Annotated in this window: 10 protein-coding genes; 7 read left to right on the plus strand and 3 right to left on the minus strand. The window is 54.1% G+C overall.

The genetic code is table 11. From position 1 onward, the window contains the following. Nucleotides 1-151 precede the first annotated feature (151 nt). The 5 genes from ACJY2G_RS08300 to ACJY2G_RS08320 all read left to right on the plus strand — a co-directional run bounded on the left by ACJY2G_RS08300 (nt 152) and on the right by ACJY2G_RS08320 (nt 6,350). A complete protein-coding gene (locus ACJY2G_RS08300; RefSeq protein ID WP_120163935.1) occupies nt 152-826 on the plus strand; it encodes a heavy metal response regulator transcription factor in 675 nt (224 codons plus the stop codon). Then, complete coding sequence (locus tag ACJY2G_RS08305) at nt 819-2,252, plus strand: heavy metal sensor histidine kinase (protein ID WP_439291629.1); 1,434 nt, start codon at nt 819-821, stop codon at nt 2,250-2,252. The genes ACJY2G_RS08300 and ACJY2G_RS08305 overlap by 8 nt, the downstream gene beginning before the upstream one ends. Nucleotides 2,253-2,488: 236 nt before the next feature. Continuing rightward, nucleotides 2,489-4,165 (plus strand): kdo(2)-lipid A phosphoethanolamine 7''-transferase, encoded by a 1,677-nt coding sequence (gene eptB, locus ACJY2G_RS08310; RefSeq protein WP_439291630.1) that lies wholly within the window; start codon nt 2,489-2,491, stop codon nt 4,163-4,165. Nucleotides 4,166-4,308: 143 nt separating this feature from the next. Next, a complete protein-coding gene (locus tag ACJY2G_RS08315) occupies nt 4,309-5,418 on the plus strand; it encodes an endonuclease/exonuclease/phosphatase family protein (RefSeq protein WP_439291631.1) in 1,110 nt (369 codons plus the stop codon). Nucleotides 5,419-5,423: 5 nt separating this feature from the next. After that, nucleotides 5,424-6,350 (plus strand): LysR substrate-binding domain-containing protein, encoded by a 927-nt coding sequence (locus ACJY2G_RS08320; protein ID WP_439291632.1) that lies wholly within the window; start codon nt 5,424-5,426, stop codon nt 6,348-6,350. Nucleotides 6,351-6,373: 23 nt separating this feature from the next. Here the strand turns inward: ACJY2G_RS08320 and leuD are convergent, their stop codons facing one another. Further along, nucleotides 6,374-6,982, minus strand: coding sequence for a 3-isopropylmalate dehydratase small subunit (leuD, locus tag ACJY2G_RS08325; protein WP_439291633.1), 609 nt, complete (start codon nt 6,980-6,982; stop codon nt 6,374-6,376). Then, nucleotides 6,969-8,399 (minus strand): 3-isopropylmalate dehydratase large subunit, encoded by a 1,431-nt coding sequence (leuC, locus tag ACJY2G_RS08330; protein WP_439291634.1) that lies wholly within the window; start codon nt 8,397-8,399, stop codon nt 6,969-6,971. Before leuC ends, leuD begins: the two co-directional genes overlap by 14 nt. 170 nt (nt 8,400-8,569) lie before the next feature. Between leuC and ACJY2G_RS08335 the strand changes: the two genes are divergently transcribed. Continuing rightward, the gene (locus ACJY2G_RS08335; protein ID WP_439291635.1) at nt 8,570-9,445 is read left to right on the plus strand and encodes an alpha/beta fold hydrolase; all 876 of its coding nucleotides are present in this window, start codon (nt 8,570-8,572) and stop codon (nt 9,443-9,445) included. Nucleotides 9,446-9,520: 75 nt separating this feature from the next. Here ACJY2G_RS08335 and ACJY2G_RS08340 read toward each other — a convergent pair whose 3' ends face one another. Continuing rightward, a complete protein-coding gene (locus tag ACJY2G_RS08340) occupies nt 9,521-11,575 on the minus strand; it encodes a choline transporter (protein ID WP_439291636.1) in 2,055 nt (684 codons plus the stop codon). A 235-nt stretch (nt 11,576-11,810) separates the two neighbouring features. On the opposite strand from ACJY2G_RS08340, the gene betI reads away from it, so the two are divergent. Next, complete coding sequence (gene betI / locus ACJY2G_RS08345) at nt 11,811-12,392, plus strand: transcriptional regulator BetI (RefSeq protein ID WP_112289407.1); 582 nt, start codon at nt 11,811-11,813, stop codon at nt 12,390-12,392. Nucleotides 12,393-12,394: the final 2 nt, after the last annotated feature.

The following is a 12,394-nucleotide window of genomic DNA, read 5'->3' on the forward strand; positions in this document are numbered from 1 at the left end:
GATGAATAGCTTCCTTAAGAGTGGACGATAAACCGGGATTGGCTGATGACAAATTGATGACAAAATTGTCATCAAAGGTGTCTGGCGAAACTGATAAACTTCCCCATGAATCATTCTTTGGGAGAATGGTATTGCGGCGCTGAGGGCCTGAATGCGGATACTGGTGATTGAAGACGATGTCAGTACGGGCGATTACCTGAAAAAAGGGCTGACCGAAGCCGGTTACAGCGTCGATCTGGCGCGTAACGGGGCCGATGGCCTGTTTCTGGCGCTGGAAGAGGGCTATGACACGGTGATCCTCGATGTCATGCTGCCCGGCCTCGACGGCTGGCAGGTGATGGAAGTTCTGCGCAAGAAAAGCGACGTGCCGGTGCTGTTTCTCACCGCACGTGATGAAGTGCAGGATCGCATTCATGGGCTGGAACTGGGCGCCGACGATTATCTGATCAAACCGTTTTCCTTTACCGAACTGGTATTGCGTATCCGCACGTTGCTGCGCCGTCCGGCAGCGCGTGAGCCGGATATTTACTCGGTCGCTGACTTGCATCTTGATGTGCTGCGCCGTCGCGTAACCCGTCAGGATCAGACCATCGCGCTGACCAATAAAGAATTCATGTTGTTGCAGCTGCTGATGCGTCGCGAAGGCGAAGTGCTGTCGCGCACCATGATCGCCTCGCAGGTATGGGATATGAATTTCGACAGTGACACCAATGTGGTGGATGTCGCCATTAAGCGTCTGCGCGCCAAAGTTGACCGTGCCTTTGAGCTGAAACTGATCCACACCGTGCGCGGCATCGGCTACGTCTGTGAAGTGCGCAATGACTGATTTAACCTCTGCTAAAAACCCTGCACGGGCCATGTCGCTGACGCTGCGCGCCACATTACTTTTTGCACTGCTGGCCTCGCTGGTGGTCAGTGCCGTGGGCTTTTATCTCTACTATTCGATGGACAAAGAACTGGTGCGCCGTGCGGATTATCAGGTCAGCGGGCGCGTGCAGTATTTTCGCCATCTGCTGGCGAATGAATTCCCGCTGTCACAGCTGAGCCGCAATCCCGGCCTGTTTGAAAATATGCTCGGCAATGAGCGCGATATTCTGACCTTCAGCCTTTCCGGCGAGCCGCCGTTAATCAACGTCAATCCTTCACACCTTGTTTTACCGCCGTTTGCAGCGGTACCCGAAGGCCAGCCGCTGACGCTGAAAACGGTTCACGGGCAAAAAGCGCCAGATGGCACGCCGGTGCGTTTTGCCCGTGCTGCGGTAAAAATTCAGGACGGACGCACGGTAGAAATTACCGCAGGCCATTTCATGACCGAAGAATCGCGCCTGTTAGAAACCTTCCGCTGGGAAATTATCGGCGCAGTCTTGTTTTCGTATGTGCTGATTGCCGCGCTGGGTTATCTGGTCATCCGTCGTGGTTTGAGGCCGCTGCGCAATATGGCGCGGGAAGCGACGCAAATCCATCCGGCCAGCTTATCGACGCGCCTGAGTACCGACAAAGCGCCGCAGGAATTACAGCAACTCATCCTTTCTTTCAACGATATGCTGGAAAGGCTGGCGGAAGGTTATCAGCGCCTGACGCAGTTTTCCGCTGATCTGGCCCATGAAATCCGCACGCCGGTGGGCGCGCTGATGGGGCATTGTCAGGTGGCGTTGTATCAGCCACGCACGGTTGAGGAATATGAAACGCTGCTGGCTAATAATATGGAAGAGCTGGAACGCATCTCGCGGATGGTCGAAAACATCCTGTTCCTGGCGCGTGCTTCGGATGCGCGGTCGGTTCTCACCATAACCAGTATTGATGTTTCATCAGAAATTACGCGTATCCAGGAATATTTTGAAGGGCTGGCAGAAGAGCGGGAAATGACCCTGCACGGCGAGGGGCGCGGTGTATTACACGCAGATGCTATTTTGTTCCAGCGTGCGCTGAGCAATCTGGTGGCTAATGCGGTGCGTTATGGCCGTGAAGGAACCGAAGTGGTGTTGCGCGCCGAACCTCATGCTAAAGGCATGGATATTCACGTTATCAGTCAGGGCGATCCGATACCGGCAGATAAGCTCGGAAAACTTTTCGACCGTTTCTATCGTGCGGATGCGTCACGCAGTGAAGGTGGCAGTTCCAGCGGGCTCGGTTTATCGATTGTTCAGGCCATTATGGCGTTGCATCAGGGCAGTGTCAGTGTTGAAAGTTCAGCGCAGGGAGAGACGCGCTTCACGCTGTCCTTTCCTGATGCGGGTCACAAAGATTCTTAATAATTGCTCAACAGATTTCAAAAAATGAGTCGGAAAAGTATGAAACCCACATTTCTATGGCTTTGAAACATAAGCAATTCGTTAATTTTGTAACATTATCACATTGGAAGTCACCAATGACTTTGAACGATTATAGGCGTTCCGGGGTCTGAATTTTCCTAAGGAGCAGGTTCCATCCTCCGGTACGAGCGGTCTTTACGACGTAAACAGACTCACAAAAGAGCCATTTATTTCTAATGCATAAATTACGAACACTTTCGCAACAGAGCATCTCTTTGTTCATTGCACTTTATCTTGGGATTTTACTGAACCTTCCGATCTTCTTCCGTCGTTTCGAGCAGCTGCATTATGACAATGCGTTGTCCATTGCTGTTGAAGCGATCGCCTGTTTCGCGCTGGTCTACTTCCTTTGTATGTTGCTGTCTTATACCGGAAAAACCGTTTTCCGTGTGCTGATGACGGCCATTGTTATTTCCTCCGCTGCCGCCAGCTATTACATGATCCTGTTCAACGTCGATATCGGTTACGGTATTTTGGCGGCGGCGCTGGCATCGGACTCGATTGATTTATCGAAAGAATCTGTCGGAACGCACTTCATCGCCTGGACGGTTCTGGTCAGCCTGATCCCGGTCCTGCTGCTGTGGCTGAGCAAAATGCCGGGTGCGGCGCTCAGACAAACCACTTTTAAAAAGCTGGCGGTGAGAACCGTGCTGCTCGCGGTTTCCGGGCTGATTTGTTATATGCCGCTGCGTCTGATGGGCAAAGTGCAGGATCGTCACGACATCGTTAATAACCGCATGATGGCGAGTTATGGCGGCGTGGTTGCCGGTACGTATTCACCGTCGAACTGGCTTTCCGCGCTGGGTTTATACACCTACAGCAGCTACAGCAAAGCCGAAGACAACAAAAACCTGTTCGATCCGGCCAAACATTTCACTTACACCGCACCGGCTGATGCCAAAGATATGTATGTGGTGTTTGTGATCGGCGAAAGTGCGCGTCGTGACCATATGGGGCTGTACGGCTACGACCGTGACAACACGCCGAATCTCGACAAAGAGAAAAACCTGGTCGCGTTACAGGGATATTCCTGCGATACCGCCACCAAACTTTCCCTGCGCTGCATGTTTGTGCGTGAGGGCGGAGCCTCTGAAGAACCGCAGCGTACCCTGAAAGAAGCTAACGTGTTTTCCGTTCTGAAAAGCAATGGCTGGAGCTCTGAGCTTTATTCCATGCAAAGCGAAGCGTGGTTCTACAATAAAACCCGCGCTGACGATTATTCACTGCGTGAAAACATTGCCTCTGAGAAGCGCAATGCCGGTAAGCCGGTGGATGACATGCTGCTCATCAACGAAATGAAAGATTCGATGAGCAATCATCCGCAGGGTAAGCACCTGATTATTCTGCATACCAAAGGCTCGCATTATCTTTACTCCGACCGTTATCCGCGTTCTTTCGCCAAATATAAACCGGAATGCATGGGTATTGATGATTCCTGTTCTACGGAAGAGATGATCAACGCTTACGACAACTCGCTGTTGTATACCGACTATTTCCTGTCGCAGGTGTTTGATCAGCTGCGCGACAAGAATGCGATTGTGTTTTATGCCTCCGATCACGGTGAGTCGATTTCCAAAAGTATGCATTTCCACGGCACACCACGCGATCATGCGCCGATTGAGCAACGTACTGTGCCGATCATGGTCTGGGCGTCAGACAAATTCCTGTCAAACGATCAGAACAAAGCGGGCTTCGAACAGTTGCAGAAAATGGCCGCTGAAAAGAAACCGGCTTTCCATGAAAAACTGTACGACACCCTTCTGGGTTGTATCGGTTACACCTCGCCAAATGGCGGGATTGTCGAGCAACATAACTGGTGTCATGTGCCTGATCAGGCCGCCGCTGCAAAATAATTACCGCTAAAAATGCCGCCTTTTTCGGAACAATGGAAAGGGCGGTGACATCCTTCTGGTCGCCCTCCGTTTTTTAAGTCACAATCGGTTAACAAGGTATTGAGAGTTTCTCTTCTGCTATTTTTTATCAGGGTCGATAACCGATGCATGCTTTTCGAATTACCCTTTGTGTCCTGACGGTCATCATGACCTTGCTGACGCTGCTGCCTTTTTCCCGCAATCAGCGCTGGTGGGTACGGGTCTGGGATTTCCCGCGTTTGCAGATGGCGACGTTGTGTCTGCTATTTCTGCTGACCGAGCTGATGATCATGCCGTTAAGCGACGGAATTTCCACCACAATCATTATTTTAACGGTGGCTTGTATGGCCTATCAGAGCTGGTGGATTTTGCCTTACACCCCCTTTTACCGGGTGCAGGTGAAGAAAACCGTCTCCGGCAGTCATTCACGTATCAAAATCATGAACAGCAATGTATTGACCACCAACCGCAAGGCCGGTGCGCTGATTGCACAAATCCGCGAGCATCAGCCGGATATTCTGGTTTTGCTGGAAACAGATCAGTGGTGGGAAGATCAGATGGCGGTGCTGGACGCGGATTACCCGCACAGCCTGCGTTGCCCGCTGGATAATCTCTACGGAATGCACGTCTATTCCCGTCTGCCGATGCATTCGGCAAAAATTCAATTTCTGGTGGCAGACGACATCCCGTCGATGCATTTCCGCGCCGAACTGCCTTCCGGCGAACAGGTGGTGATGCACTGCCTGCACCCGATGCCGCCCAGCCCGACGGAAGCCGACGAATCCACTGACCGCGATGGCGAGCTGGTTGCTGTCGGTCATACGGCGGCGAAAGCGACCTATCCAACGATTGTCACCGGCGACCTGAATGATGTGGCATGGTCGCGCACCACGCGCCTGTTTATGAAAGTCAGCGGCCTGCTCGACCCGCGCCGTGGCCGGGGTATGTTCAATACTTTCCACGCCAGCTATCCGTTCCTGCGCTGGCCGCTGGATCACGTTTTCCATAGCAAAGATTTCACGCTGGTCGGTCTTCAGCGTCTTGGGTTTATGGGCTCAGACCATTTCCCGATCCTGGTGGAACTGGCGCTGACCCCTTGTGAAGGGCAGGATCAGGAATCGCTGGAAATCGATGAGGAAGACCTCGACGAGGCGGAAGAAAAACTGGCTAACGCCGGGGTGAAAAGCACTGACGTACACCGGGTGGAAAAGCTCAACATGCCTGTCTGCGGGTAATCACTATGACAAGTGAACGCGATCGTCTGCCGCTGGCAGAAGATTTACGGGTGTTTCTGGCGGTGGTGAATAAACAAAGTTTTGCCGCCGCCGCCACTGAACTCGGTCAGTCTCCGGCCTATGTCAGCAAGCGGATCCAGATCCTTGAAGAGTCGCTGAATGCCCGTCTGCTGCACCGTTCCACACGGGGGGTGCGCTTAACCGACGAGGGTGAAAGAGCCCGCCGCTGGGCACTGCAAATTCTGGATAACTTCGATCAGTTTATCGGTGACCTGTCAGACTCCCGCACTGAACCGCGGGGCAATGTGCATATTTGCAGCTCGTTCGGTTTCGGGCGTTGTCACGTTGCACCTGCGGTGGCTGAACTGGCGGAACAGTATCCGCTGCTAAATCTGCGGCTGGATTTATTCGACCGGGTAGTGGATCTGGTCGCCGACGGAATCGATTTGGAAATTCTTGTCGGTGACGATATTCCCGAGCAGCACATCGGTAAAAAGCTGGCGCAGCATCAGCGTATTTTGTGTGCGTCTCCGGCATATCTGGCCGCGCATGGCGTGCCGGAGTCAACGGATGCGCTGGCGCAGCATCAGTGTCTGGTATTAAAAGAGCGCGATAACCCCTTTGGCATCTGGACTCTCACCGCCAGAGACAAAGAGGTTCGCGCCCGTGTAAAAGGGCCGCTTTCATCGAACAGCGGCGAAGTGGTTCTGCAATGGGCACTGAAAGATCACGGCATTATCCTGCGTTCAGAGTGGGACGTACGTCCTTATATCGAACGCGGTGAACTGGTTCAAATATTGCCAGACTATTCGGAACCCGCCAGCGTGTGGGCGGTTTACCCGACACGCCTTGCGGATTCTGCCAAGCTGCGGGTTTGCGTCGAATTCCTTCAGCAGCGGTTCAGTCAGTTACTGACCTGGCGCCGTTTTTAGAGGGCACATCAGATATCTGTGGCTCAGGCCAGCCACGGATTTTTTTGCAGATGTGAATGCTGAAACTGACGAATGTCCTCGCTGTACCGCAGCGTATTACCGACAGCATCTAATCCGTTAAGCAAAGAGAGTTTGCTCAGCTCATCAATGGCAAAATCAATCACGTTGCCGTTATGCAAAACAATCTTCTGCTGTGGCAAATCGACGGTGATTTCGTTGCTGGCCGCGAGGGTCACTTCCTGTGCGACCTGTTGCCACTGTTCAGGACTCAGCTGTACCGTCAGTACGCCGTTACGCTGGCAGTTATCGAAAAAAATCCCCGCAAACGTCGTGCCGATCAAGGCACGGATCCCCAGCTGTTTTAATCCCCATACCGCATGTTCGCGACTGGAGCCGCAACCGAAGTTCGGCCCGACCAGCAGGAATCTGGCATTCTGCCAGTCAGGCTGATTGAGGATAAACGCCGGATCCGGAGAACCGTCCGCCAGAAAACGCAAATCGAAAAATACCCCGTGATCTAACCCGTTGCGGTCGATGCCTTTTAAAAATTGCTTCGGCATGATCACATCGGTATCGACATTCGCGGCGGGTAACGGCGCAGCTACGCCGATTAGTACGTTAAAAGCCTGCATTGTTTTCTCCTTCCAGTTCCCGGATATCGGTCAGATGACCGGAAATTGCCGCAGCAGCTACCATTGCCGGGCTCATCAGATGGGTACGCGCTCCCGCGCCCTGGCGGCCTTCGAAATTACGGTTGGTGCTGGAGGCACAGCGGTCGCCCGGCGAAAGCACATCATCGTTCATCGCCAGACACATCGAGCAGCCCGACTGACGCCATTCAAAACCTGCGCGGGTGAAGATCTCCGCCAGACCTTCCTGCTCGGCCTGCGCGCGAACCTGACTGGAACCGGGTACGATCATCGCACGAACGCTGGGGGAGACGGTTTTTCCACGAACCACTTCGGCGGCAGCGCGTAAATCTTCGATGCGTGCGTTAGTGCAGGATCCGATAAAGGCATGACTTATGCTGATGCTGTTCAGCGGCTGACCGGCGCGCAGCCCCATGTATTGCAACGCACGCTGTAAATCCTTGCGGCGCGAGGCATCGGATTCTGCCAGCGGATCCGGCACCTGGCCGCTGATTGCCAGCGCCTGATCCGGGCTGGTTCCCCAGCTCACCATCGGCGCGATTTCTGCGGCGCTCAATTCAACTTCGCGGTCGAAAACGGCGTCCGCATCGCTGTGTAACTCACGCCAGACATTCACCGCTGCCGACCATTGCGGGCCTTTCGGCGCACGCGGTTTGTCTTTCAGGTAATCAAAAACTTTGTCGTCAGGTGCCATAAATGCCCCGCGGGCACCGGCTTCAACCGCCATATTGCACATCGTCATACGGCCTTCCACGCTCAGTGCGTCAATGACTTCGCCGCAGAATTCAATGGCGTAACCGGTGGCTCCCGCCGCACCGATTTTTGCCACCAGCGCCATCACCACGTCTTTGGCGGTCATGCCTCTGGCGAGCGTACCGTTAACGGTGACCCGCAGGGTTTTCAGGCGTTTGTAGACCAGCGTCTGGGTTGCCAGAAGATGTTCAATTTCCGAGGTGCCGATACCAAACCCGAACGCGCCTAATGCGCCGTACGTGGTGGTGTGGCTGTCGCCTGCGGCAATCACCATCCCCGGCAAAATAAAGCCCTGCTCGGGGGCGACAACGTGTTCAATACCCTGACGGCTGTCGAGAATATCAAACAGCTCAATGCCAAATTCTTCGCAGTTTTCTGCCAGATAGGAAACCTGGCGTGCGCCACCGGCGTCCGGCATCTGACGGGTACGTAAGGGTGCCGTCGGGTTGACGTGATCGACCACCGCCAGCGACGTTTCCGGACGCCATACACGGCGGCCTGTTTCACGCAATCCGCTGAAGGCCTGCGGGCTGGTGTATTCGTTAATCACCTGCCGGTCGATGTAGAGCAACACGTGGCCTGTATCGTCGAGCGTACGCACGGTGTGGCTGTCGATATGTTTTTCGTATAGCGTTCTTGGCTTCATTGCATTGCCCTGATAAACGAAGTGGATAACGTCAGCGTCGCAAACTCACGCGTATCGGGCAACGGGCTGAGTGTGGAGCGTTAAAACACGATCCGTGAAGCGGCAGTCTCCACTTGCGGCCTTGTTGCCGGTTCATCAGCGACTAAGATGGGTAAAAAAGGAGAAAACCCATGTTTGAACATTTTACCCAAAGGCGGATGGCCGTTAACGGCACCGAAATTGCCTGCCGCATTGCCGGTCAGGGCGAACCACTGTTATTGCTGCACGGGCACCCGCAGACTCAGGCAATCTGGCATAAAGTCGCCCCTTATCTGACGTCTCAGTTCACCGTCGTACTTGCCGATTTACGCGGCTATGGCGACAGCGGTAAACCGGGGCCGGACGCGGAGCATCTGAACTACAGCAAGCGCGAAATGGCACAGGATCAGTTTGAGCTGATGGCCGCGCTCGGTTTTAATCAGTTCAGCGTGGTCGCTCACGATCGCGGTGCCCGTGTGGCGCACCGGCTGGCGCTGGATCATCCGCAGGCGGTGAAGCGGCTGGTGCTGATGGATATCGCTCCGACGCTTTCCATGTATCGCCAGACGACTGAAACATTCGCCCGCGCTTACTGGCACTGGTTTTTCCTGATCCGCCCGGCACCGCTGCCGGAAGTATTAATCATGGCTGATGCCGACCTCTATCTGCGCAGCGTAATGGGCAGCCGCAGCGCCGGTATGCAGCCTTTCACCGAAGAAGCTTACGCAGATTATTTGCGTTGTCTGCAACTGGATGGCACGGCACGCGGGATTTGCGAGGACTACCGCGCGTCGGCGGGTATCGATCTGCAACACGACGAAGCGGATGTGAATGCAGGCCGCAAAGTGAAGTGTCCGCTTTTGGTTCTGTGGGGGGAACAGGGCACGGTGGGGAAATGTTTTGCGCCGCTGGCGGAGTGGGAAAAGGTGGCAGAAAACGTGCAGGGTGAGGCGCTGCCTTGCGGGCATTACATCGCCGAAGAACAGCCGGAACTGCTGCTGGAAAAAGTCCTGCCATTTTTACGTTAAGCGCACGTTTCCGGACATAAAAAAACCCGCATTACGCGGGTTTTTTGTGAGGTCGCTGTTATCAGCTTTACGTGATCAGGCCGGCTGTTCCGGGAAGGTCAGGGTATTCCCCGGCGCTTCGCGGTTAATGTGCAGGAAGTTCAGATGACGTTCGTACTGATCCAGAATGTCATTGATTACCTGATGTTTAGTGAAGTCCATCAGGTCATTGCCCTGCGTACCTTCCAGCAGGAAGGTTTCCAGACGGTAATAATTCGATTTACCGGCACGTGCGCGATAGGTAAAGGCAGGGACGGCATAACGCACCGGCCAGATCTGATACACAAAGTTCTGCTCTTCGCCCAGCGCCACCTGCAATTCCAGCGGCCCGATTTTCTCGTCTTCCTGTGGCTCATGTTCGCTGAACGTCACTTTCGCCCCGCGCAGTTCCAGTTCCTGCGCCACTTCCTGCATCGCCGGACGGCAGACGGTATCCATCATTTTCTGTGTATGGCGCGTGCCCGGATAGTTCATCACCCGTGACAGACGCTGTTTCCAGTTCAGCGCCGCGTCGCTGGTTGAAGGCATCGGCGCCAGATTCTGCTGGGTGCTGGCGCGGCGGTAATCTTCCAGCCGCAGCGATTTATATAATCCGGCCATGATGAAGAAAATCACAAAGCTGAACGGCAGCCCCATAATCACCGTGGTGTTTTGCAGCGCGGAAACGCCGTCGGTCATCAGCATCCCCAGCGTCAGCACGCCGATGGTGACTGACCAGAAAATCCGCAGCCAGTTCGGCGCATCGTTATTAATGTCCGCCAGTTTTGAGGTGAAGTTACCCAGCACCAGTGAACCGGAATCCGCCGAGGTGACATAAAACAGCAGGCCGGTGATGGTGGCGACAGAAGCACTCAGCGTAAAACCGGGATACTGCGCCAGCAGGCTGTAAACGCCGCGCTCAGGATGCGCAATCACTTCGTTGGCGAAATCCAGATTGCCGTGCAGGATCTGATACAGCGCACTGTTACCGAAAATCGACAGCCACAACAGGGTGAAGACAAACGGAATGATCAGCGTGCCGAGCACGAACTGACGGATGGTGCGCCCGCGTGAAATACGCGCCAGGAACAGGCCAACAAACGGCGACCAGGCCACCCACCATGCCCAGAAGAACAGAGTCCAGCTGTTCATCCATTCCGTCGGGCGATCAAACGCAAAGGTATTGAGCGTCATGCCCATAAAGCGGTTGATGTAATCGCCGATGTTGAGCACCAGCGCATTGAGCAGGAATTCGGTATTGCCAAAGAACAGCAGGAACAGGATCAGCCCCAGCGCCAGCAGCACGTTGAGTTCCGACAGAATTCGGATGCCTTTGTTCACGCCAGACGTGACCGACACCGTCGCCATGATCACCGAAAGCAGGATCAGGGCGGCCTGAACGGTCAGGTTTTCCGGAATATGGAACAGCACTTTCAGCCCGTAATTGAGCTGCACCACGCCAATACCGAGCGTTGTCGCGATACCAAAAATGGTGCCGACGACGGCGGCAATATCCACGCTGTGACCGATCGGGCCGTTGATGCGTTTGCCGAAAATCGGGTACAGCGCCGAACGGATGGTCAGCGGCAGGTTATAGCGGTAGCTGAAATAGCCCAGCGCGATCCCCATCAGCGCATACATTGCCCAGCCGGTCAGGCCGTAGTGGAACAGCGTCCAGGTCATTGCCTGTCGTGCGGCTTCCAGCGTCTGGCCGTTACCTTCAGGCGGCAGCATGTACTGCGTCACCGGTTCGGCGACCGAGAAAAACATCAGGTCGATGCCGATCCCGGCGGCAAATAACATGGCCGCCCAGCTCATCATGCTGAATTCGGGTTTGGATTGTTCAGGGCCCAGTTTGATCGAGCCGAAGCGCGAGCAGGCTATGAACACTACAAACACGATGTACAGCGTCGCCGCCAGCATGTAATACCAGCCAAATGTGGCAGACACCCAGTTGAGGGTCAGGCTGATCCATTTTCCCGATAACTCGGTGAAGAAAATGGTCATTAATGTGAAGGCTAAAATTAAACCTGCGGAGGTGAAGAACACCACCTTGTTGAGCTGGTCGCGAGGTTTTTCGCTCTTTTTATCTGTCGTATCGGCAATTGCCATTTTTTCCCCTGTCTTACTAATTAATCACTGTTTTTCAATAAATTGGCTTCTTACCAACTCCAAAATTCATACAAATTACTAACGTATTGGTAATAAAATATATGCATTTTTAATTGAACGTTCAATCAAAAAAAAGTTAAATAGGTGGCGTAAGAGCGTTAACAAGGTTGTACGAAAGCGTAAAAAAACGGTTTTTAAGCGCGTTTCAACCCGCTCATTTTCAGGAGCCGGAACCATGCCCAAAGTAGGAATGCAGCCGATAAGAAGGCAGCAATTGATTGAGGCAACCCTGGCGGCGGTCAACGAAGTCGGGATGCACGATGCGTCGATTTCGCAGATCGCACGCCGTGCAGGCGTCTCCAACGGCATCATCAGTCACTACTTTCGTGACAAGAATGGGCTGCTGGAAGCGACCATGCGTTATTTGCTCAGTCATTTGGGGGAAGGGGTGCAGTTGCGGTTAGCGCAGCTGACGGATACTGCACCGACGGCGCGACTGCATGCGATTGCAGAAGCCAATTTTGACGACAGTCAGACCAACAGCGCGGCGATGAAAACCTGGCTGGCCTTCTGGGCGAGCAGCATGCATCACCCGCAGTTGTACCGTCTGCAACAGGTCAACAGCCGCCGGCTCTATTCAAACTTATGTTCTGAATTCAGACGTTTTCTGCCCAAAAGTGAGGCACGTCTGGCGGCACAAAGCACCGCCGCACTGATTGACGGCCTGTGGCTGCGCGGCGCACTTAGCGGTAAAGAATTTAACCGCGCCGAGGCGATGCAAATCACCCGCCGCCACATCGAATCGCAGCTCACATGAGC

This window comes from Rahnella sp. ATs2, assembly GCF_051851855.1.
Classification (GTDB): domain Bacteria; phylum Pseudomonadota; class Gammaproteobacteria; order Enterobacterales; family Enterobacteriaceae; genus Rahnella; species Rahnella variigena.